Source organism: Methylobacterium sp. WL64 (assembly GCF_008039945.1).
Classification (GTDB): Bacteria; Pseudomonadota; Alphaproteobacteria; order Rhizobiales; family Beijerinckiaceae; genus Methylobacterium.
In genome coordinates, this window is record NZ_VRVA01000092.1 from 1 (window position 1) to 21,943 (window position 21,943).

21 protein-coding genes are annotated in these 21,943 nt (G+C 66.5%); 14 read left to right on the forward strand and 7 right to left on the reverse strand.

The window, feature by feature from the left end:
• The 3 genes from FV242_RS25535 to FV242_RS25545 form a co-directional block, all read left to right on the forward strand.
• Positions 1–164, forward strand: a 164-nt coding sequence (locus tag FV242_RS25535; protein ID WP_147939906.1) for a sugar transferase, incomplete at its 5' end; no start/stop codon positions are given.
• Between the two features lie 105 nt (positions 165–269).
• Positions 270–503, forward strand: coding sequence for a hypothetical protein (locus tag FV242_RS25540; RefSeq protein ID WP_147940878.1), 234 nt, complete (start codon positions 270–272; stop codon positions 501–503).
• A 282-nt stretch (positions 504–785) separates the two neighbouring features.
• On the forward strand, positions 786–1,325 hold the full coding sequence (locus tag FV242_RS25545; protein ID WP_246692874.1) for a hypothetical protein: 540 nt from the start codon (positions 786–788) through the stop codon (positions 1,323–1,325).
• A gap of 768 nt (positions 1,326–2,093) precedes the next feature.
• On the opposite strand, the gene FV242_RS36295 is transcribed toward FV242_RS25545, so the two are convergent.
• The 3 genes from FV242_RS36295 to FV242_RS25565 form a co-directional block, all read right to left on the reverse strand.
• Complete coding sequence (locus FV242_RS36295; protein WP_147940892.1) at positions 2,094–2,327, reverse strand: DUF1236 domain-containing protein; 234 nt, start codon at positions 2,325–2,327, stop codon at positions 2,094–2,096.
• Between the two features lie 227 nt (positions 2,328–2,554).
• Positions 2,555–3,751, reverse strand: a complete 1,197-nt coding sequence (locus FV242_RS25560) for an alpha/beta hydrolase (protein WP_246692876.1) — start codon at positions 3,749–3,751, stop codon at positions 2,555–2,557.
• Positions 3,752–3,994: 243 nt separating this feature from the next.
• Positions 3,995–4,204 (reverse strand): hypothetical protein, encoded by a 210-nt coding sequence (locus tag FV242_RS25565; protein WP_147940880.1) that lies wholly within the window; start codon positions 4,202–4,204, stop codon positions 3,995–3,997.
• A 256-nt stretch (positions 4,205–4,460) separates the two neighbouring features.
• Here FV242_RS25565 and FV242_RS25570 point away from each other — a divergent pair, with 256 nt between their 5' ends.
• The 6 genes from FV242_RS25570 (at position 4,461) to FV242_RS25600 (ending at position 9,692) form a co-directional block, all read left to right on the forward strand.
• Complete coding sequence (locus tag FV242_RS25570; RefSeq protein ID WP_246692877.1) at positions 4,461–5,411, forward strand: PhnA-like protein; 951 nt, start codon at positions 4,461–4,463, stop codon at positions 5,409–5,411.
• 128 nt (positions 5,412–5,539) lie between these two features.
• On the forward strand, positions 5,540–6,109 hold the full coding sequence (locus FV242_RS36300; RefSeq protein ID WP_306440324.1) for a CsbD family protein: 570 nt from the start codon (positions 5,540–5,542) through the stop codon (positions 6,107–6,109).
• The gene (locus FV242_RS25585) at positions 6,096–6,425 is read left to right on the forward strand and encodes a hypothetical protein (RefSeq protein ID WP_246692878.1); all 330 of its coding nucleotides are present in this window, start codon (positions 6,096–6,098) and stop codon (positions 6,423–6,425) included. The genes FV242_RS36300 and FV242_RS25585 overlap by 14 nt, the downstream gene beginning before the upstream one ends.
• Positions 6,426–6,454: 29 nt before the next feature.
• Positions 6,455–7,627, forward strand: coding sequence for a chromosome partitioning protein ParA (locus FV242_RS25590; protein WP_187278561.1), 1,173 nt, complete (start codon positions 6,455–6,457; stop codon positions 7,625–7,627).
• 43 nt (positions 7,628–7,670) lie between these two features.
• Complete coding sequence (locus FV242_RS25595) at positions 7,671–8,636, forward strand: mechanosensitive ion channel family protein (RefSeq protein WP_147940881.1); 966 nt, start codon at positions 7,671–7,673, stop codon at positions 8,634–8,636.
• Between the two features lie 36 nt (positions 8,637–8,672).
• Positions 8,673–9,692 (forward strand): CorA family divalent cation transporter, encoded by a 1,020-nt coding sequence (locus FV242_RS25600; RefSeq protein WP_246692879.1) that lies wholly within the window; start codon positions 8,673–8,675, stop codon positions 9,690–9,692.
• Positions 9,693–9,725: 33 nt separating this feature from the next.
• On the opposite strand, the gene FV242_RS25605 is transcribed toward FV242_RS25600, so the two are convergent.
• Complete coding sequence (locus tag FV242_RS25605; protein WP_147940883.1) at positions 9,726–11,699, reverse strand: AI-2E family transporter; 1,974 nt, start codon at positions 11,697–11,699, stop codon at positions 9,726–9,728.
• A gap of 184 nt (positions 11,700–11,883) precedes the next feature.
• Between FV242_RS25605 and FV242_RS25610 the strand changes: the two genes are divergently transcribed.
• Both FV242_RS25610 and FV242_RS25615 read left to right on the forward strand, forming a co-directional pair.
• Positions 11,884–12,711 carry a transglutaminase family protein gene (locus FV242_RS25610; protein WP_147940884.1) on the forward strand — a complete coding sequence of 276 codons (828 nt, stop codon included), beginning with the start codon at positions 11,884–11,886 and terminating at the stop codon, positions 12,709–12,711.
• A 34-nt stretch (positions 12,712–12,745) separates the two neighbouring features.
• Positions 12,746–14,728, forward strand: a complete 1,983-nt coding sequence (locus FV242_RS25615; protein WP_246692880.1) for a hybrid sensor histidine kinase/response regulator — start codon at positions 12,746–12,748, stop codon at positions 14,726–14,728.
• Between the two features lie 204 nt (positions 14,729–14,932).
• Here FV242_RS25615 and FV242_RS25620 read toward each other — a convergent pair whose 3' ends face one another.
• The 3 genes from FV242_RS25620 to FV242_RS25630 form a co-directional block, all read right to left on the reverse strand.
• The gene (locus tag FV242_RS25620; protein ID WP_147940886.1) at positions 14,933–15,448 is read right to left on the reverse strand and encodes a hypothetical protein; all 516 of its coding nucleotides are present in this window, start codon (positions 15,446–15,448) and stop codon (positions 14,933–14,935) included.
• A 29-nt stretch (positions 15,449–15,477) separates the two neighbouring features.
• Complete coding sequence (locus FV242_RS25625) at positions 15,478–16,569, reverse strand: catalase family protein (protein WP_147940897.1); 1,092 nt, start codon at positions 16,567–16,569, stop codon at positions 15,478–15,480.
• 391 nt (positions 16,570–16,960) lie between these two features.
• Positions 16,961–17,182 (reverse strand): hypothetical protein, encoded by a 222-nt coding sequence (locus FV242_RS25630; protein ID WP_147940887.1) that lies wholly within the window; start codon positions 17,180–17,182, stop codon positions 16,961–16,963.
• Between the two features lie 545 nt (positions 17,183–17,727).
• On the opposite strand from FV242_RS25630, the gene paoA reads away from it, so the two are divergent.
• The 3 genes from paoA to paoC are packed head-to-tail and all read left to right on the forward strand — an operon-like array spanning position 17,728 to position 21,497.
• Positions 17,728–18,327, forward strand: a complete 600-nt coding sequence (gene paoA, locus FV242_RS25635) for an aldehyde dehydrogenase iron-sulfur subunit PaoA (protein WP_246692881.1) — start codon at positions 17,728–17,730, stop codon at positions 18,325–18,327.
• Positions 18,324–19,274, forward strand: coding sequence for a xanthine dehydrogenase family protein subunit M (locus FV242_RS25640; RefSeq protein WP_147940889.1), 951 nt, complete (start codon positions 18,324–18,326; stop codon positions 19,272–19,274). Before paoA ends, FV242_RS25640 begins: the two co-directional genes overlap by 4 nt.
• 3 nt (positions 19,275–19,277) lie before the next feature.
• Positions 19,278–21,497: an aldehyde oxidoreductase molybdenum-binding subunit PaoC gene (paoC, locus tag FV242_RS25645; RefSeq protein WP_147940890.1), complete on the forward strand. Its 2,220-nt coding sequence runs from the start codon at positions 19,278–19,280 to the stop codon at positions 21,495–21,497.
• Positions 21,498–21,943 lie beyond the last annotated feature (446 nt).

Consider the following 21,943-nt stretch of genomic DNA (forward strand, 5'->3'; position numbering starts at 1 on the left):
CGGGGGTGACCGGCCTGTGGCAGGTCTCGGGCCGCTCCGACACCAGCTACGCCGAGCGCGTGGCGCTGGACCTGGACTACGCCAGCCGCTGGAGCCTGCGTCGGGACATCGCGATCATGCTGCGCACTATCCCGGCCGTGCTCGCTCAGCGCGGCAGCAAGTAACACTCGTGGCTGGGGCGCCTACCTGCGGCTCCAGCACCGATGGCATAGGGCCTCGGATCAGCCTACCACCTCGACTCGGCCCACGCGGGTGCGAAGCGGGGTGCGATGACGGGACTTCTGCTGAATGCGCTGCTCGGGCTCGGGCTCGGTCGTTTTGCTTCGGTATGGGGGCTGCTGACGTTCCTGCCGGTTGTGGCCATCGAGCTCACCTATGATGCTTGCGTTCACCACCTCGGCATGAGTGGGGGCATACGGCGCGCCGCGGCGCTGCTGGTGTGCGGTCAACTCGCGTTCCTGCTCGGCGCCTTGATGCGCCCAATGCGCGGCGAGACGTCGTGAGAGCTCGGACGCCGCCGGCTTCAACCAACCTGATAATCGGGTGAGCAGCGATCCTGGCAATTAAAAAAACGGAACTTGGATCGCTGAACTTCGCGTCAGTCGAGCGATTGAACAGTCATGGAGGTGGCCATGTCAGCACTTCGCGCGCCAACTGTCGGGTTGGTACTTTATGTGCTATCCGTAGGACTGGTGTCCGCGCAACCGGACTCCAGCGTCACGGGAGGCAGCACACCTTCGACCGAGCGGGCGCCCAACATAACCGATGTTGGACCTACCAAGCCCTTGAGCCGCGACGCCAGCTCGACGTCGGTCAAGGCCCTCGAACGCCCGACCTCACGTCAGGCCGTTGACGACGCGATCAGTTCGAAAGTTTGCCGTGGATGCGGGGTTGATCCCAACACCACAGGCTCCATCCCCGTGACAGCCTCGACCGCTGGCGCGCCGGAGAGGCGCGACATCCAGCTCGACGAGCTTCGGACCGCGACTGAGCCCAGGCAACAATCCGACCTCGATACGCTCGCCTTGGCCTCGGCGCATCGCGAACGCGCACAGTCGACGGACGAAAAGACCGATGGCCTCTGGCAATCGTGGGTCGTGTCGGTGTGCAAAGGTTGCGGGGATCAGAAGCCTGCCAAAGCCTTCACGCTGAAGGACTGGCCAGACCGAGATGTGCCGATGACGACGGGCTCGGTCGACCGCAAGACCCCGCTCGAGAAATCGCACTCCGCCGAAGCTAAGCGGGTCGAGGTCCATCGTCATGGTAGCCTCGAGGCGGACCTTTCGCCCGAGAACCTCGCCGCGATCAGGCATATACCAAGATAGCGACCAGGCCCGCTCGACATCTCGTCCACCTCTGCCGGCGTAGTGGACCGCCCCGTCGGGTTCTGCGTTACCCCAGTCCGGCGCTTCCACGAACCGTCGGCAGGAGGAGACAAGCGCATGTCGGACACGCCTCGCCCCGGCGACGACCCGGTCCCGCCCATCGGCGATCCGCCGCCCGGGCCTCAAACTCCCGAAGTTGACCCGCCGGTGGAACCGCCCGCGCCCCAGCCTCCCGGGCCCATCGACAGTCAATGATCGCGACCGCCGCCCCTACTCGCGCGGCGACTTCGATTTGGCGCTGAGGCGGCGCATGCACGCGTGGTAGATTTCTGCCCCCAGTAGGAACGGCGACAGCCGCTTTGGGTTCGGCGTATTGAATATCTTGTCTCGGGCCTCGCCCCGGCACTGAGCGTTTTGCAGACTCGGGAAAGGTTGGTTTTGGCCGACTGCACCGCAGGTGGTAACGGCGAGCAAGGCTACCGTAGCGAGAATGAGCCGGACACCGCTCACTTGACGCCCTTCATCTAGTCAGCGTCGGTGGCCCGGCGTCAGTTCTCCGACAACTCTTTGCGGCGCCTCTCGAAGCAGAGCTTCATCGCTGTGCTGTCGGGGCCGATTTCGTCGCCGAACGGGGTTGCGTCACCGGTGCATTACCGCCTGAGGTCCTCGTGGGTTCGCTGTGCGGCGAAACCTGGCGTGGCCGTCATGACGGCCGGGCAGATCGCGAGGCCAAGATTTCGGGGCATGAATTTCCTTGCGATGAGGGTTCTAGTCGATGACCCCGGCGGCACAACGCAAGCGCGGGTCGATGAGCGTGGGACGGTCATTGACGACGGTGTAGTTGTAACTTGGCAGGTCGAACTCGGACGGCATGTCGCCGTAGATACCACCGTCCTCGGGCAGGACGGTTCCGATCCGGACGGAACTGATGAAGGCTAAGCAAGGGCGACCGACGCGTTCGATACCGCGTTGACGCGCTGGGTGACGGTCGCCTCTCAGGATGCCGTTGGCCTTTCAGACCGCCCAGCTGACGATAGCCCCGACGGGTCACCGATCCTCTCCACCGGTCGGACGCTCCCTGCGCCTCACGTTCCAAGCCCTGCTCCTGGACGGGTTCCGTTGACGCCAACGTCACCGCCGAGACAGGGCAGTCCCTCTTTTCTGGGCATCGCCCGTTCCGCCAAGGGCCGGGGGCCGCCGCTTCATCAAGCCGTATCGGCGCGGGCCGGTCAGTGGCTGATCACGGCCCGCATGGGGGTGCCGGCGAGATCGACCGTCGACCCGACCGCATCCTTGAAGCCGCTGCCGACGTTCGAGAGGTGCTCGCCGTAGGTCTCGCGGGTCTGCGGGTCGACGATGGCCACCGGTGCGGCCACCGCCAACGCCGCGCCCGTCGCCACCGTCGAGGCGGCGCCGGCCGCTGTACTCACCAACCGGTCGCCGAAGCCGATCTGCCCGTCGGAGATTGGCTGGCCGTCGGCGAGGCGCTTGCCCAGCAGTGCGACGACCTCGCCTGAGGCGAACTTGCCGTGGTTGAGCGGATCGTCGCCCTTGACCGTCGATAGGTTCAGGACGCCGATGTTCTGCCGCTCCAGCTCGGAGCGGTACGGTTCGGCGGTCGGGTCGATGGCCCCCAGCCGCACGCTGTCGCCCCAGACCAGCCGTGAGACCGCCAGCGCCTGGTCGTCGCCGGAGACCATCAGCGTCAGCCGCGGTCGGTCCTTGCCCATGTCGTGGAACGCGGCGCGGGCGAGGTCCATGTCGACGTCGGGCGCGGCGAGGATGACGTTGCGTATCTTGGGCGCGACGCGGCGGTCGCGGATCGCCATCTGCCGGAGGCTTTCTAGCGTCAGCCAGTTGCCCATCGAGTGCGCGAGCACCGTGATCTCGCCGACGTTCGGGTCCCTGGCGAGATCCCGCAGCAGGGTCTCCAGCCCGTTGCGCGAGAAGTTGGTGCTCTCCCGGTCATAACCGTAGGCGAGCACCGACCCCTTTGACGGCCAGGTGAACAGCACCGGCGCGACCTCGGCGCCGGAATCATGGACGATCTGCGCGAAGCGGAAGACGGCGTCCTCGAACTTGTTGTTGAAGCCGTGCACGAACACCAGCACGTGGCGCTTGGCGCCGCGCCGGACCGCGCGGCCGGTCCAAGCCGCGACCTTGTCCCGCTCGACCGGCTCGGCGCGCAGGGCGACGAAGTCGGTCGCAGGGTTGCCCGGCAGGCTTTTTGGCCACTGAACCGAACCTGGCTGGCGGGTAGCGTCCGGGGGGATCGAGATGGCGAGGTCGGTGTAGGTGACGGCATCGCCGCGCTCGCCAGAGTACAACACGCCGCGGTCGGTGGCCGACTTGCGGGTCGTGGCCACGAGCATGTCGACGCGGGACGTGCCGAGGAGCTGCTCGGTTTGGGCGATGGGCAGCAGCACCCCGGTCGGACGCCCCGAACATGCCGCGAGGGCTAAGATCAACGCTGTAGCAGACGCGAAGCTCAGACGTCGACTATTCGGTAACAACACCCGTACCACCCGGCCTGCATCCCCACATTGGCCGTGACGGGCAACGGTTCACGAACCGTCAAGGCAGGAACGCATTATCGAATAATTGCGGCACGAAATCGGCTCGGCATGCGAGCGGCATGTCCGAACGGTGGCGTGTGATGCGGGCGCGCCTCAGTTGCCGTAGGGCGAGGCAAGGACGACCCGGATCTTCTTCGCGGGCTGTGCCTCGACGGAGGCCGCAGGAGTCTTGGGATCCTTGGCCCCGGCGGGAAGGGCGATGCCGTTGTCGCTCAAACGCAGCACAGGGGCCGTGTCGGAAGCGGCGACCGGCAGCATCGACGCGAAAGTCGTGATGACGAGGGCGGCGATGACTGTCTTCACGGCATTCATCCGAAGCGTTGCTGTTCTGACCCGACAACGGTCAAGCTCCGTTCGAGTTCCGGCTCATTGTCCGACGGGAAAACGGTTTGCCGTCGCCCAGATCCGCATGTGCATCGGCCGAATGGCCGAACATCATGGCCCAACGCCATGCGATCTGATGTTAATCGGTGGAACATCGTCTGCCGGGGACGCTTGAACGCTCGACGTGTCCCGACGGGCATAGCCAGCGACATTTGCAGTAGCACTGGACACACCCATGGCCCGGGCCCCCGACACGACACGCACCGACCTCGACCGGCCCTATGCGGCCGGAGCGCATCCCATAGACGACGTGCGCACCATCGCAGTCCACAAGGTCGCCTGGGGGGCGATCTTCGCTGGCGCCGTCATCGCACTCGTCGCCCAGGTCATCCTCAACATGGTCGGGCTCGGCATCGGCCTGTCCACAGTCGACCCGGCAGGCAACGGCACCCCTACCGCGGGCTCGCTCTCGTCGGGTGCCGGAATCTGGTTCGTCGTCTCCGGCATCCTCGCCTCCGCCGCGGGCGGCTGGCTCGCGGGGCGTATGTCAGGCAAGCCTCACCTGAACACCGGCGGCTTTCACGGCCTGATTGCCTGGGCTGTGTCCACTCTCGTGATCGTCTACCTGCTCTCGTCCGCGGTCGGCGGCGTGGCGAGCGGTGCGTTTAGCGCCATGACCAGCACGCTCGGCGGCGCCGGCAGCCTCGTCGGGGGTTCAGTGAAGACCGCCGCTCAGGCTGCGGCTCCGTCCCTGCCGGGCATGAACAACCCATTCTCCGGTATCGAGGGGCAGGTCCGCGCCAACACCGGAAACGACCCGCAGGCACTCAAGGACGCGGCCGTTACGGCGGTACGCGCGGCGGTAACAGGGGACGCTGGCCAGCAGGCTGATGCCCAGGAGAAGGCCGCACAGGCGCTCGCTAAGGCGCAAAACGAGCCGGTCGAGCAGGCCCGCACTCAAGTGGAGCAGTACGTTCAGCAGTACAAGGACGCCCTCGCCAAGGCGAAGGAGCAGGCTAAGCAGGCCGCCGACGCCACCGCCCGGGTCGCCTCACAGGGGGCACTTTACGGCGCATTGGCCCTGATCCTCGGTGCCTTGGCGGCCTTCTTCGCCGGTCGCGGTGGCGCCAAGGGCCCGCTGGAGCACAGTACCGTCGCCACGCCGGCCACGTCGCGACGGATGTGACGCCGGAGGAGGCGGGAGCACTTCGCCCCCGTCCCGGTTCGAGCAAGAAGCTCCCCGGGGCCCGTTCGGCCGCGCGGTCACGGTGACCGTTGGGCTTTCGAAATCAATCAACATCCAGGAGGAACGTCATGGACGAGAACCGCATCACCGGCGCTGCGAAGGAATTCGGTGGCAAAGTCGAGGGCAAAGCCGGGGAGCTGATGGGCGACCGCTCGACCCAGACCGAGGGCAAGCTCGACGAAGCTAGGGGCGCAGCGGAGAATCTCTTCGGTCGGGCTAAAGACGCCGTTCGCGATGCCGCCGACTCGGTGGGCGAGGCGGCTGGCCGCGGTGGCATCGACGGCGACCGGGTGTCCGGGGTTACCAAGGAGCTCGGTGGCAAGGCACAGGGCGCCGTCGGCGGTTTGACCGGAAACCGCGAGACCCAGGCGAGGGGTCGGGCCAACGAGGCCGGGGGATCCGTCGAGAACCTGTACGGGCAGGCGAAGGATGCGGTCCGGGACGTCGCCGACCAAGCCGGCGACTACGCCCGCGGTGCCTTGCGGCAGGGGCGGGACAGCTACCCCAATGCCGAGCGTGCCTATCGCCAGGGTGCCGACACCGTCACGCGATACGCGAAGGAATCCCCATTGGGCCTGGCTGTGATGGCGGGCGCCATCGGCTACCTCCTCGCCCTCGTTATACATGGTCGCCGCTGAAACCATGGTGACGAAACGGACGCTGATCTACGCCTCTTCGAACGGCGACCGCTGGTTCCTGTGCGTCGGCGAGGAGCCGGCGGACATGTTCATCTACCATGAGCCGAATGACCCTTCAGGTGGGGCGCCGTCCCGCATCAAACTCTCGACGTTCCTCGCTCCGGGAAGAGGCTCGCCCGAACGTCTCATGCTTCTGCGCCTGATCGGCTCCCTCGTGGAAATGGCCGACGGCGCTCTACCCACGTCCCCGCACGCACCGGAACCGGGTGCCGCCGGCGCCGAGCCGTCGCCGGGCGAGGCAGCCTCCACGACCTGAACCGATCCACCGAAGCCCGCGAGACCGACATGGCCATCGACTACCGCTCGGAACTCCGTCGCCCACTCCCGTTCAGTCTCGCCGTGGTGGCGACGGTCTTGCTTGTCTGGTTGGTCGTGGCGTCCATCGCCGGATCACGCCAGCGGTCCGTGCGAGACCATCGCATCCAAGATCTGGAGACGCAGCAGACGGCTCTCCGGTCGGACCTCGACCAGCAGCGTCAGGCCATGGGGACCCTCGCCGCGGTCCAGGCACGGATTGCCGCGGCGGAGGCCCGCGACAGGGAGGCCTCCCAGGCCGGCGAACGCGCGCAGGCGAGGACCGCGACCCTGGCGACCGAACAGAAGGCCGCGGAGAGCAGGGCGACCGAGGCCAAGACCGCGTCCGACGACGCGACGAGGAAACTCGCCGACCTGCAGGCGCAGGTCACTCAGGCCGAGCAGAAGTTGGCCCCCATGAGGGATGCGACCATCGCCGCCGAGCAGGCGGCGACGGCCCGAACCAAGGAACTGGCCGACGTCGGACGCCGGTTGGAGGATGTTCGGCAGCAGGAAGCGAAGCTGCGGGCGGACCTCGCCGCCATGTCGCAGGAGGCGACGGGCAAGACGGCAGACCTGGCCAAGGCCGAGGAGAGCCAGCAGAAAGCCCGTGAGGGCGCAGCAGCCGCGCAAAAAGACCTCGCCGACGCCAGGACTGCCACCGATCAAGCGACGAAGCAGAAGGCCGAACTGGAGCAGGCCATCGCTGGCCTCACCGCGAACCGTGACAAGCTCACGAGCGACGTCTCCCAGGCAAGCCTGCAGGTACAACAGGTCAAGGACGGGCTGGCGGCGACGCAGAAGGAACTCGCCGGTGCGCAGACCGAACGGGACCGGGTTATCTCAGAGCGGAGCCAGGCCGAGCAGGCGATTCAGAAGCTGACGTCCGACCGTGCGGACGCCACGTCCGCGGTGGAGGCGTTGCAGAAGCGCCAGGCCGATGCACAGGCGCAGCTCGCGAGCCTGACGGAGACGCTGGCTGCCCGCAACAAGGATATGGCCGCTCTCGAAGACCGTCTCGGCGCGACGCGCCAGGAACTCGCGGCGGCCCAGGCCAAGCTCGCGGAGGCGCGTCAGCAGCTTTCGGACCAACCCCCGCCCATGACTGGGCACCCCGATCTGTCCCCGCCCGCGGCGCCGACGACCGCGCCGAAGCCCAACTGACCGGCTGCCACCGGCCGTGACCAGAGTTCGCTAGGGACCGCGCTTGCATTTCCTCGGCATCGACTGGGTTGGCGTGAACGCTGAGAACGGGCGCAAGCTCGTCCTCTCGTTGGTGTTCGTTGCCGTCATTGTCGGTGGCGGGATGGGGTTACGTGCGCTCGTGGGCGTGGTGCTGACGCGGGCCGACCACTCAACGTTACAAACCAAGTTCTGGGTGCGGCAGGGCATCAGTCTACTCGCCGCCGTGCTGCTCGTCCTCGGTCTATTGTCAATCTGGTTCAACGACCCCGCCCGGCTTGCGACCGCCTTTGGCCTGTTCTCCGCCGGCCTCGCCTTCGCCCTGCAGCAGGTGGTTACCTCACTCGCGGGCTACTTTGTGATCCTGCGCGGCTCGACGTTCACGGTGGGCGACCGCATCACCATGGGTGGCGTGCGCGGCGACGTGCTGCGGCTCGGTTTCATCCAAACCACAATCATGGAAATGGGACAGCCGCCGTCCGTCCAGGGTGCGTCGCCGGCGATGTGGGTGCGCAGCCGCCAGTTCACCGGCCGCATCGTCACCGTGAGCAACGCGCAGATCTTCTCGGAGCCGGTGTTCAACTACACTCGCGACTTCCCGTTTATTTGGGAGGAGATGGCCATTCCCATCACCTATCAGGCCGACCGCCTGAAAGTCGAGGCGATCATGCTTACCGCCGCGCACCGTCACGCACTCGACACCACCGCTATGGCGGAGGAAGCCAAGGCACGCCTACAGGACCGCTTCGGGGTCGAGCCCATAGACTTGGAGCCTCGGGTGTACTTCCGCATCACGGACAATTGGCTGGAGCTGACCGTGCGTTTCGTCCTCGGCACCCACCAGGTCCGTGGGGCGAAGGATGCGATGAGCCGCGAGATCCTGGCCGGGCTTGACGAGGCTGGCATCGGCATCGCCTCCGCGACCTACGACATCGTCGGACTACCCCCCGTCACGTTGGCCCCACGGGGACGCTCCGCCTCTACCGATTAAGTTTGCCGTCCAGACCGCTCTCCGATGACCGCCCCAATGCAGAACACTGCCGCCCCCGCAGGTCGCGGCCCAGAGGTCGGTCTCCTCTGGGCCATCGCCTTCGATGCCGATGGACGCGGCCGGCTGTCGCCCGGCGCCGAAGCGTTCGACGAACTCGGTAGCTTCGGGTCCGAATTCGTTTGGCTGCACTACGACTTGGACCATGTCGATCTCGCCATGTCGGCCGGCGATGGGAAGCTTGGTCCCACCCATCTTGCCGAGTCGGTGTTCGCCCCCGACGAGCACCAGCGTGTCACGGTCGCGGGCAACCACGTGGGCGGCGTCGTCGCCGACCTCGCCCGCCCCGGCGCGAAACCCGCTCCCGCGGGGAGGCTGCATTTCGTGATGGGACCACGCAGCCTTGTCAGCGGTCGCCGAGGGCCATCCGAAAGTCCGGACGCGACGCGGGCGGCGGTCGAGCGCGGTGATGCCGTGGCGTCGCCGGTACTCCTGCTTGAGATGCTGGTCGGCCAGGTCGTGTCGGCGATGGCCGCGACGGGCCAGAGGCTCTCGGACGCGCTCGACAGTATCGAGGATCACATCCTCGACGGAAGGCCGCGCGACGACCGCCGCCGCCTCGGTCCGGTCCGGCGTAACGCGGTGCGGCTGCACCGCCAACTCCTTGGGCTCGCCGCAGTGTTCCACCGATTGGAAACCGACGGGGCGACCGACCAGGTTCACCCGCCGGCTGTTACGGCGGCGGCCCGGCTGGCACAACGCCTGGACGCGCTCGACCGAGACATGGCCCTCCAGGCCGAGCGGGCGCGGCTGCTGCAGGAAGAGGTGTCCGAGCGCATCGCCGAGGAGACCAACCGGCAGCTCTACGTCCTGTCCATCCTCTCGGCGCTGTTCCTGCCCCCGACCTTCATTACCGGGCTGTTCGGGATGAACGTCAAAGGATTGCCGTTCGGCGACGACCCACGGGGGTTCCTCGCGGTCGCGGCGATCTCCTTTGTCTCGGCCATCGCGGCGTTCGTCCTGATCCGCCTGCTCGGCATTCGTCCGCCGCGACGCTGAACGCCGTATCCGGCGGCGTGTGGCGTCATACTGTCAAGCCGCACGCACCAAAGTGGGCGACCCTTTCTCCGGCGACGAACCCGCGGCGACCTTTAGGCAAGCATCCACGGCGTCGCGCAACGACGACACGTAGGCATCCGCGCCGACCTCCCGACCGAGCGTGGCGTCAGTCAGCACCTTCTCGCCCGTCGGCCATAGTCCGACCAGCACGGGGATACCCGGTGCGCGCCGCTTCAGCCGCTCCAAGAGGTAGCGCAGGTGCGACGGGTTCCCGGTGATGTCGAGGTAGGAGATGCAAACCATCGCCACGCCGGAGAGGTCGAGATCGCGGATACCGTCGCGCGAGGCGGACTGGTACGGCGTCACTCGCGCCCCAAGGCCGTGCTTGCGCAGCAGCTGGGCCAACATCGCCGAGGACGCCTCGTCGAGCGGGCCACGTCCGGCCAGACACAGCACCGGCGCTTCGCCGCGCCACGCCTCCGGGAGGTCGTCCCGCGATGGGGCCTGACCCGGAACCGCCTCGGTCTTGGTGTGCGCGCGCTCGGCGAGGGTTGGGGTATCGGACGGGTTGACCGCCTTGGCATCGACGGTCGGCTCGACGTCGTCGTGGCCCTCGAAGTCCTCGACCAAGGACCGCGCCGAAGAGCGGATGTTTTCCAGTTGGGCAGGGGTGACGACACCCCTGGCAAAATCGTTGGCGGCGAGCTGCAGGCCCTTCAGCGCCACCTCGTCGTAGTACGACGACAGCGAGCGGTCCTTCAGCATGCCCTCGGCCACCTCGCGAACCTCGTCCGGATCTCCCGCCAGCATGCGCTGGTAGAAGTTTTCCACTGGTGTCAGTGGCGGCCGGTCGCCGAGAAGCACGTCGAAGAACTCCAGGCTGTCGACGTGACGGCCGAGCACGACCAGGCAGACCGTGAAGGGGGTGGCCAGGATCAAGCCGATGGGCCCCCACAGGAAGCCCCAGAACAGGGTCGAGACGATCACCGCGAAGGGCGAAAGTCCAGTCGAGTGTCCATAGAGCAGCGGCTCGATCACCTGCCCAAAGATCGGCTCAGCGATCAGGAACAGCGCCGCCGTGGCGATGACCATCGACCATCCCGGATCGACCGCGGCAGCCAGGGCCACCGGGAGGATGCCGGAGATGAAGGCGCCGATGTAGGGGACGAAGCGCATCAACGCCGAGAACACGCCCCAGAGAAGCGGGTTAGGCACGCCGATGATCCAGAGGCCGACGCCGACGATGACGCCGAAGGCGGCGTTCATGCCGAGCTGGGCCAGGAAGTAGGTCCCGAGCCGGCCCGCCGCGTCATCCATGGCCACGGTGGTGCGGTGCAGGTCGCTCGACCCGAACAGGCGGATCATGCGGTTGCGCAGGTCCTCGCGCTGCAGGAGCAGGAACACCACCACGACCAGCACGATGCCGACGGTGGTCAGAGGCTCGAACACCGGGCCGAGCAGCTTCTCGGCGAGTGCCAGTGGCGAGATCTCCGGGTCCTGGATGCGGACCAACTGGGCCTTCGGTGTGTCGCCGGAAGGACCGGTGGCCGCCGACGTCCCCGCGGCATCCGCCTTCTGGGTGGCGTCGTGGACCTCGTGGCTGAACTTCTGGATGACCTTGTTCGCTTCGCCGAGCCAGCCCTGCTGCAGCCCGGCGAACTTCTTCTGCACGGTGGCCTGGTACTGCGGCAGGTTGCCGGCAAGCCCCGCGACCTGGGTGCCAATGACCGCGCCGATGCCGCCGATGACCGCAAGTGCTAACAGGACGGCGGCGATGACTGAAGGCACGCGCCCGAGCTTGATCCGTCGCAAGAGGTTGACCACCGGGGCCAGGACGAAGCTGAGGAGGACCGCGAGCACGAGAGGGATGAACACCTCGCGACCGAAGTACAGGGCGGCGATGAGGACGACGCCGACCGCGAGGGTAAGCAGGCCACGCAAACCCGGTACGAGCGGCGGCGGTACTTGGGCGGGCGGCTTCGAGACTTCCGTCACGTCGGTCGGCATACGCTGGCTTCCTCCCCGCCAAATACCGGGCGGTCTTCCCATAACGTCGCCGGCTCCCTTTCGTCCCACCGCCCCCCACAGGACGCGGCGTCACCCTGGAACGACCTGCCTCGCACCCTTTCCAGGGCCTGCCGCCTGGCGGATATCTTGCCTGGATCGGTGTCCCCGGAATGGAGGGTCGTCCATGCGCATCCGTTGTGGCTACACCATCGCCCTCGATACGTTCGGCCCGACGCCGATGACGCTCCTGCTCAACATCCGACCGGAGAGACAGCACGACTTGCGTTCGTGCGAGCTCATCACGTTCGACCCGCCGGTTCCGAACAGGCAGTTCCGCGATCCGTTCGGCAACGTCGCCACGCGCATCCTCGTCCCGGGTGGGCGGATCACCATGTCGTCGGATTTCGAGATCGAGGATCACGGCCGGCCCGACGACCACGCCCCCGCGGCCCGGCAAATCCCGGTTCAGGACCTTCCGGACGAGGCGCTGCAATTCCTGCTCGGCTCGCGCTATTGCGACACCGACAAGCTCTCTCAGACCGCATGGAACCTGTTCGGCTCGACGCCGGAGGGCTGGGCGCGCATCCAGGCCATCGTCGACTACGCGCACAGCCGGCTGCGCTTCGATTACATGCAGGCCGATGCCACCCGCAGCGCCTTCGACGGCCATGGCCAGCAGGTCGGCGTCTGCCGCGACTTCGCTCATCTCTCGGTGACGCTGTGCCGGTGCATGAATATCCCGGCGCGCTACGCCACCGGCTACCTCGGTGACATCGGCGTCCCGAAGGACCCGGCGCCGATGGACTTTCACGCATGGTTCGAAGTCTACCTCGACGGGCCGACGGGGCCGCGCTGGTATACGTTCGACGCCCGGCACAATCGGCCTCGGATCGGCCGCATCGTCATGGCCTATGGTCGCGACGCGACGGACTGCTCGATCACGACCAGTTTCGGACCCGCTCCGCTCGCGGGGTTCATGGTGCGTACCGACGAGGTCATCGAAGCCGTGTGAGGGCGGGCCGACCGCGTATGGAGGAGACAGCGACTTGCGCAGGTTCATGGAGACCCTGACGGGTCACGGCTTCGGCCCGGTTGCACGCTACGTGCTGCCCGCGGCGGCAGTCGCAGCGGCCACGCTACTACGCTTTCTCACCCCGCTCGATGTCGCCCCGTTCCTTCTGTACCTACCGGTCGTGTTCCTCACCGCGCTCGCGCTCGGCCGCGGTCCGGGCATCCTCGCTGTAATGATCTCGCTGTTGGCGGCCGCGTGGCTTTTCCTACGGTCCGATGGCACGGCCTCCCTGAGCTCCGGGCAGGTCACAGCCCTCGTGCAGTATCTCGTCGTTGGGCTCGCCATGGCCTGGGTATGCGACGCCTTGCGCCGCTCGATGGTCGAGCGCGAGGAGGTGCTCGGGCGCATCGACGCCGCTAATGCAGGCCTGCGCACGAGCCAGGCTGCCCTCGAAGATGCCCGGCGCGACGCCGAGGCAGCCCGCGAGGCAGCCGAATATGCCAACCGGGCCAAGAGTAGCTTCCTCGCCAACATGAGCCACGAGCTGCGAACACCGCTCTCGGCCGTGATCGGCTACTCCGAGATGCTGGAAGAGGAAGCCGAGGAGCTCGGTCAGGACGGGTTGCTCAAGGATCTTGGCAAGATAAAGTCGAACGCCAAGCACTTGCTCGGGCTGATCAACGACGTGCTCGACCTGTCGAAGGTCGAGGCCGAGAAGATGGACACCTACGCTGAGGACATCGACGTCGAGGCGTTCGTGCGCGACGCCGCCGGCACCGTCGGGGCTCTGGTGGCTAAAAAGGGCAACCGCCTCGTCCTCGACCTCGGTGCGAATCTCGGCGCCGCCCGGTCGGACGCGACCAAGCTGCGCCAGTGCCTGTTCAACCTGCTTTCGAACGCCGCGAAGTTCACCGAAGCCGGGACCATTACGCTGAACGCGCGCCGTGAGGCCGACGCGGGCGGCGACCGCCTCTTCCTGGCGGTGCAGGACACAGGCATCGGTATGAGCCCGGAGCAAATCGAGCGGCTGTTCCAGCGGTTCGTTCAGGCCGACGGCAGCACGACCCGCAAGTATGGCGGGACAGGACTCGGCTTGGCTCTGACGAAGGCGTTCGCGCAATTGCTCGGAGGCGAGGTCGCGGTTGCGAGCGAGATCGGACACGGCACGCGCTTCACCCTGATCGTGCCCGCGGTGTTGCCGGAGTCCGATGGCGTAGACCCGGTTGAGGGGCCGGCGTCCGATGGGGCTGTAGGCCTCGGTGCGCGCGGCTTGGTGCTGGTTATTGACGACGAGGCGAGTCAGCGGGACCTTATGGGCCGGTTCCTAACCCGGCAGGGGTTCTCGGTGCGCACGGCCGGGGATGGCCGCACCGGCCTGGATCTAGCGCGTACCCTCTTACCGCGGGTGATCCTGCTCGACGTGATGATGCCCGAGGTCGACGGCTGGACGGTGCTCGCCACCCTGAAAGGCGACAAGGCCACCCGGGACATCCCGGTTGTGATGGTGAGCTTTGTCGCCGACGCGGCGCTCAGCGCGTCGCTTGGGGCAGCGGACGCGGTGCCCAAGCCAGTGGACTGGGCGAGGCTGAAGGTCGTGCTCGACCGACTCGGGGCGGGGGCTGGGGACGTGCTCGTCGTCGACGACGCCGCCGATATGCGTGAGCGGCTGCGCACCGTCCTCGAACGCAATGGCTGGTCGGTGCGCGAAGCCGGAGACGGGGCCGAGGCGTTGGACAAGGTCCGTGAGGCGCCGCCGCGCTTGGTGCTCCTCGACTTAACAATGCCAGTGATGGACGGTTTCTCGTTCCTCCATTGCCTCCGGGGCTTGCCAGGCTGCGCCGAGATCCCAGTCGTCGTCCTGAGCGCGCGCGACGTCACCACCGCCGAGCGGCGACAGCTGGCGGAGGCCGACCGTGTCCTGTGTAAGGGTGACGCCAGCCTTCAGGACATCGCCACCGAACTGCGCAAGCTCGATGACCGTCAGCGCGAGGGCGAGCACGCAGCACCATCGATATGATCCTGACGACAGCCGGGCTTACCACCGCTTCGCGTGCGTGGCGATGAATGCGCCCGTTCCACAGATTGCTTGGAACCCGGCTTGCCGTAGCGGGATGTTATGAGTGCGTGGAAGGGGGCTCCGCTAGGTTCCCCGGTAGCCTTGCACACAACTATCGCTGATCGCGAGAGGTACGGTCTCGAAGCCGGCGAATTTGGAGCCCGATCACGGCTTGATCTTCGGGGCGACGAAGGGGTTGGTCTCAGTCGCCGAGCCGTTCTTAGCGTAGCAAGCCTCCAGCCGGTCCAGGCCGGCGGCACTCTTGTCCAGCGCCACCTTGATGGTCGCCCCCTCGCCTTTTACTTCCAAGCCGTCGGCGAGCTTCAGTGACTTCAGGAACCGCTCGTCCTTGACCGGCAGGGACACGACGTTACTCGAGGCTGCAACGTCCGCCTGCAATACAGACGACCCAGCGGCTAACTCGACCGGGTAGCTTTTGCCGCGACCGAGCTTCCATTTTGGCGAGCTCATGCTCAGGTCGAGCCCCACCGCGTCCCGGGTGAACTGAACGTCGACCCCGTCGTCCGTGGTGCGGGTCATCGTGCACCGCTCGAACTTTTGCCCCTTCGAGACCGCTTCCACCTTCCACGGTCCGATGGCGACTCCCTCGTCCATCGGCGCTTGTGCCGAAGCGGGCATGGCGGTGAGGGACAGCGTCATGACGATGGCGGCAATGCGCATGCAAGTCTCCAAAATGCCCGATGGTCAATTCAATCGCGGGGCATCGCCTTTGGTTCGCTGATTTCGATCCCGTTGCCTCGCGAGCGGTATACGCGGGCGGCGAAGTAGGCCGGGCGGCGGGCGCGCATGATCGAGCCGAGCGGTCGATGCGCAGCCAGGCCCGTCCACGGGTTGAAAGCCATGTTGTCCTCGACCCATTCGCGCATGTCGTCCGACCAAGTGTCCTGGGGGGCAGCCGTGATACGGGCGACGGGCCGGTAGGGGCTCTCGTCCTCGGACCACATCGCGGCCGCGTCCTCCACCGGCATCGTGTCGATGTCCGTCGCCAGTTGGACCCGAAGTTCCCATTCGCCCGGACAGGATTGGAAGTGGTCGCGTACGGACTCACGGATCGCATCAGGATGGCCGGACGTGTCAATAGGGCTCTCAGACAGGGCCACGAGCTCGGACGACACCGGGGACAAGGCCACCTTGGCGAAGTAGTCGCCATGCAGAAGGGCGGCCTGGGAGAAGAAGCTGTCGCCGAGGAGCTGAGTCTTCGCCTGACCGGCTAGGGTGGTCAGCGTCGCCGACTTGCCCCCGACCATTTCAAGGGCTGCCTCGGCGGTGCGCGTCACGGCCGAGATGACCTTCTTGACCGGTTCCGCCTGGCCCGTGCTGGCGGCCAGCGGCCGGAGCTGTCGAAGGAAGCCTTTGGCGGTGCCGATTTGGAACGACGGCGAATTGCCCAACACGTAGTTCTGGGTGGTCTCGCCCTCGCTGCCGGGCAGGCGCGGCCCCGGCACGCCCAAGACCTTCAAAGCAGCACCGCGCGGGGTGGAGACGCCGTCATGGAGGACGTCGCCCGGGGTGGTGCTGAACCGGAGGATTGCGTCGTAGGTCGCGGGCGAGGCGAACAAGCTCTGCGCCAGCGCCGGGTGTAGGCCGGGCAGCACCTCGAACCTTGCCCGGAGATAGCCATGCGCTTTGGCATGGACGGCGCGATGGGCATAACCGGTGTCGGCGTGGGTCTTTCGTTGGATGCCCAGCATGGCCTCGGTTAGGCCCCGCTGGGTCTCGTCCTCATCCTCTGGAATGGTCTCGAAGGAAGGATCGAACCGGAGCGGATGATGCTGAGCCATCGGATCCAACGAAGGCCTCCCGCCGGGGTTGCGAGTCTGCTCGAGATGCCGCGATCACGAATCTGTCGAGGGTCAACCTTCTCCCTTCGAATTCCAGTGCTGCGTCCGTGACCCGTGACACCCAGCCCGATGCGCCTTCTGCCATCGCCGTCGATGACGCCCCCTAATGGAGCGAGTCAGAAATTCTTTGGCAGAAGCGTCCAGCTCTGGGTCCAGGCCGTGTTAAAACTCGGAGGTGAGGGCTTTTGCGGTTGGGTGACGTCCCGGTCTCGCGAGGAGGGGTATTGATCGCGTCGAACGGGTTCTTGCGGTCGGGAGACGGCCAGTTTTTGTTTGAAGGCGCCTCCTGAACAGCTTCCCGGCCTATTCGGCGGACGATCCAAGCCCTCGCTCAGGTGGGGATCGCCGCTAGGAGCTTCCGGCTCCCCAGGATGTTGAGAACCCGCGTCAGAATGTAGGCCAGGACCTGGAGCGCTATCTCGGTCAAGACGCGCGGCAGCCTTCGAGCGAGGACCACGGCCCAGGTACGCTGCCACTGGTCGGAAAAGCCGTCCCGGCCGGTACGCGGGCGCCCGACGCCCGCCTCGTCACCGTGGACGGCGTCGACGCCCAACTGTTCGATTGGATCTACAACCCCGACGGGATGAGCTGAGGCTGGCGGCGGCTGCTGTTCGACGGACGCGAGACGGCGAAGCTGCCGTTTGCGCCCAACGGGATTTCTTGCATGTGTTCTCCCCGGACTCGCGCCACCTTACCGGTTTAAGCCGCTAGGCAGTTTGATAGGACCGCGGTTCGACAAATTTACCGGCTCGAACGCTGGCATCGAACCTTTCGACTACGCTGTTGGTCCTGGCATCAAACGTCACGACCGCGACTTTTATTTCGGGGTATTCCAGCGGGATCCTCAGCAGGGCGGCCCCTCATTTCTGAGCCGTGTATCACGCCGTCGCGAAGATCCATGAGTCCGGGTCATAGGCCGATGTGGAAATGAGGCCTCAATCGTTGCGGCCAAGCGCCGTACCTTGGAGCCTATCCAAGGTGTTCGAGTTGCCCCGGACATCATCTTATCGATGCACGGCCCCTGGTCGGTCATCCCCCGCAAGCTCAGAGGCTGAGATGGGTCGTCCTGGAGACATCGCTTTGAATCGGAGAAACCTGATGGTCGGAGCATCCGCCGCGGCGGCCCTGGCCGCCGCACCGAACGGCGCACGCGCCGACACGGCCCGCGCCGGCAGTGACAAGCCCGTGATGGCGAAGGTGTCGCTGACGGTGAATGGCCATAAGCGCGAGCTTGAACTCGATACCCGCACCAGCCTGCTCGACGCCGCCCGTGAGAACCTGCACCTGACCGGTTCGAAGAAGGGCTGCGACCACGGTCAGTGCGGTGCCTGCACGATGATCGTTGACGGCCGACGCATCAATTCCTGCCTGACCCTCGCGGTCATGCACCAGGGCTCGGAGATCACGACCATCGAGGGCCTCGGTCAGCCGGAGAACCTCCACGCGATGCAGGCCGCCTTCGTGAAGCACGATGGCTACCAGTGCGGGTACTGCACCCCGGGCCAGATCTGCTCAGGCGTCGCCGTTCTTGCCGAGATCAAGGCCGGCATCCCGAGCCACGTTACCGCCGATCTCAACGCGCCGATGCAGGTCACGGACGCCGAGATCCGCGAGCGCATGAGCGGCAACATCTGCCGTTGCGGCGCCTATTCCAACATCGTCGAGGCGATGACCGAAGTTGCCGGGAGGCCCGCATGAAGTCTTTCACCTACGAGCGCCCGAGCTCGCCTGCGGAAGCCGCCGCCGCCGTCGCTTCCAACCCGAACGCCAAGTTCATCGCCGGGGGCACCAACCTGCTCGACCTGATGAAGCTGCAGATCGAGACGCCGACGCACCTCGTCGACGTAAACGGGCTCGACCTTGACAAGGTCGAGGCGACCTCCGAGGGCGGCCTGCGCATCGGCGCGTTGGTCCGGAACACGGACCTCGCCGCCGACGCGCGTGTCCGGAAGGATTACGGCGTGCTCTCGCGGGCCCTGCTCGCCGGCGCCTCGGGGCAGCTGCGCAACAAGGCGACCACCGCCGGCAACCTGCTTCAGCGGACCCGCTGCCCGTACTTCTACGATACCGCCCAGGCCTGTAACAAACGTCAGCCCGGCTCCGGTTGCTCGGCCCTCGACGGGGTCTCCCGGCAGCTTGCCATCATCGGCGGCAGCGACGCATGCATCGCCACCCATCCGGGTGACATGGCGGTGGCCATGCGCGTGCTCGACGCAAAGGTCGAGACCGTGGACGCTAAGGGCGGTACCCGGACGATCCCGATTGCCGAGTTCCACCGCCTGCCGGGCGACCGCCCGGACGTCGACACGAACCTCAAGCCGGGCGAACTCATCACCGCGGTGACGCTGCCTAAGCCGGTGGCGGGCACGCACATCTACCGCAAGGTTCGCGACCGCGCCTCCTATGCCTACGCCCTGGTCTCCGTCGCTGCCATCCTCGGCAAGGACGGGTCCGGCCACGTCGCCTTTGGCGGGGTGGCGCACAAGCCGTGGCGGGTCGAGGCGGCCGAGGCCGATTTGCCGAAGGGCGCCAAGGCGGTGACCGACCACGTCTTCGCCGGCGCCAAGCCGACCCACGAAAACGCCTACAAGCTGAAGCTCGCCGAGCGCACGCTCACGGCGGCGCTCAACCAAGCGAGGGCCTGAGCCATGAAGTTCGACACCCCCGCCGGCCAGAACCCCATCGACCAGCTCAAGGTCGTGGGGAAGGCCACCGACCGGATCGACGGCAAGTTCAAGACGACCGGCACCGCCCCCTACGCCTACGAGCGCCACGATGTCGTGGCGAACCAGGCCTACGGCTACGTGCTCGGGGCCGGCATCGCCAAAGGACGCGTGCGCCGCATCGACACTTCGGCCGCCAAGCGGGCCCCTGGCGTGCTCGCCATCGTCACCACCCTTGAGACGCCCAAGCTCGGCCTGGGCAAGATGAACGTCGCCAACCTCTTTGGCGGCGATGCGATCCAGCATTACCACCAGGCCATCGCCGTCGTCGTGGCCGAGACCTTCGAGCAGGCCCGGGCCGCCGCCTTCCTGGTGAAGGTAGACTACGCGCCGGAGGCCGGTAAGTTCGACCTGGCGGCGGAGGCAAAGGGCGCCAAGCCGGTTCCCGGCGACAGCGGCGAGGGAAGCGGTGGCGGTGCCGAAGACAGGCACGGCGACTTCGAGGGCGCCTTCGCCCAGGCGGCGGTCAAGCTCGACCAGACCTACACCACGCCCGATGAAAGCCACGCCATGATGGAGCCGCACGCGACCATCGCGGCCTGGCAGGGCGGCCAGCTGACCCTCTGGACCTCGAACCAGATGATCGCCTGGACCCATGAGAGCATCGCCAAGATCCTCGGCATCCCCAAGGAAAACGTCCGGATCGACAGCCCCTACATCGGCGGTGGTTTCGGGGGTAAGCTGTTCGTACGCTCCGACGCGGTGCTCGCCGCCCTCGGGGCGAAGGCGGCCAAGCGTCCGGTGAAGCTCGCGCTCACCCGGCCGCTGGTCATCAACAACACCACCCACCGGCCAGCCACCATCCAGCATATCCGCATCGGCGCGACGAAGGACGGCCACATCACGGCCATCGCCCACGAGAGCACCTCGGGCAACCTGCAGGACGGCAAGCCGGAGACGGCCGTCGACCAGACCAAGCTGCTCTACGCGGGTAACAACCGCCTCACCGCGATGAGGCTCGCGCACCTCGACCTGCCCGAGGGCAACTCCATGCGTGCCCCGGGCGAGGCGCCTGGCCTGATGGCCCTGGAGATGGCCATGGATGAGATGGCGGAGAAACTCGGGCTTGATCCGGTCGAGTTCCGGGTCCGCAACGACACTCAGGTTGACCCCGGCAAGCCGGAGCGCCCGTTCTCACACCGCGACCTAATCGGCTGCCTCAAGCTTGGAGCCGAGAAGTTCGGCTGGGCCAAGCGCAATCCAACCCCTGGTCAGGTTCGGAACGGCCACTGGCTGGTGGGCGTCGGCATGGCGGCGGGCTTCCGTAACAACCTGCTGATGAAGTCGGGCGCCCGTGTCCGACTGGGCAAGGACGGCGTCGTGACGGTCGAGACCGACATGACCGACATCGGCACCGGCAGCTACACCATCATCGCGCAGACCGCGGCAGAGATGATGGGGGTGCCCCTCGATAGAGTGGTGGTCCGGCTCGGTGATTCCAACTTTCCGGTTTCGGCAGGCTCCGGTGGGCAGTTCGGCGCCAACAACTCTACGGCTGGCGTCTACGCCGCCTGTGTGAAGCTTCGCGAGGCTGTCGCGCAAAAGTTGGGCATCAACTCGGCCGATGCGGTGTTCGCGAACGGCGAGGTCCGGTCCGGCAACCTCTCAGTGCCATTCGGCGAGGCCGCGAGCGCCAGCGAACTCGTGGCCGAGGACGCCATCGAGTACGGCGACCTCTCCAAGAAGCAGCAGCAATCGACTTTCGCCGGGCACTTCGTCGAGGTGGGCGTGGACGTGGACACGGCGGAGGTGCGGGTCCGCCGCATGCTGGCGGTGTGCGCGGCCGGACGCATCCTCAATCCGAAATCGGCCCGCAACCAGGTCATCGGCGGGATGACCATGGGCGTCGGCGCGGCGCTGATGGAGGAGCTTGCCGTCGACACCAAGCGCGGCTTCTTCGCAAACCACGATCTCGCCGGCTACGAAGTACCGGTCCATGCCGACATCCCGCACCAAGAGGTGGTCTTCCTCGACGAGGTCGATCCGCAATCGTCGCCGATGAAGGCCAAGGGCGTCGGCGAACTTGGCATCTGCGGCGTCGGCGCGGCGGTGGCGAATGCGATCTACAACGCCACTGGAATCCGGGTGCGAGACTACCCCATCACCCTCGACAAGCTCCTCGCTCGCATGCCAGACGCGGCCTGAGTCCGCCCGACGGGGATGATTCTGCGCATTCCCGTCGGCGGCCCCTCGCCGATCCCTGCCTTCACATTGGCCCACGGCATGGCGCCGCTGGAGTCCCTATCCGACCTGCGGCTTGGGCTGGCCCACTACCGCCTGCCGATAGACACTGCCTTGCTCGACTAGTGCTTTGACGCCGGCAAAACGCACACAAGGCAGTAAGATTTTTCAAGCGATGGCAGTTAGTTGGCGGAAAAGCACGTGGTGCGTTCGTTGGCGTCTGTGCACTAGGTCGCTTTCTAGGTAGGCTACCGATCCCAGGTCGAACTTAGTCGCGTAGTTCGTAATTACCCACGCCATTGATGGCTGGTTTCAGGCGCCGATGGTCTTGAGAATGGTGCCGAAGGGACTGCGGCCTGCGAGGCGCGCGGTATCGACGACGGTGCGGATGTCGGCCTCGCCCTCGGCGG